General features: G+C 64.5%; 1 protein-coding gene. It reads left to right on the top strand.

From position 1 onward, the window contains the following. Window positions 1-203: tRNA (cytidine(34)-2'-O)-methyltransferase (locus tag AMS67_RS00160; RefSeq protein WP_277619533.1), on the top strand; the 203-nt coding region annotated here is incomplete at both ends.

Below are 203 nucleotides of genomic sequence, written 5' to 3'. Positions count from 1 at the left end.
TGTTTGCGCTCACCACGCGCGGCTCGACGCCGTTTGCGAGCATGGCGTTCCAGCCAGGCGACTGGTTTGTCTTCGGGTCGGAAACGCGCGGATTGTCGGAGGAGCGGCGCGAGTGGTTTCCTGCTACGCAGCGGATTCGCCTGCCGATGCGGCCGGACAACCGCAGCCTGAATCTATCGAACACCGTGGCGGTGGTCGTGTTC

The organism is Leucobacter japonicus (assembly GCF_001273855.1).
GTDB classification, from domain to species: domain Bacteria; phylum Actinomycetota; class Actinomycetes; order Actinomycetales; family Microbacteriaceae; genus Leucobacter; species Leucobacter japonicus.
This window is presented reverse-complemented; position numbering and strand designations above follow the sequence as displayed.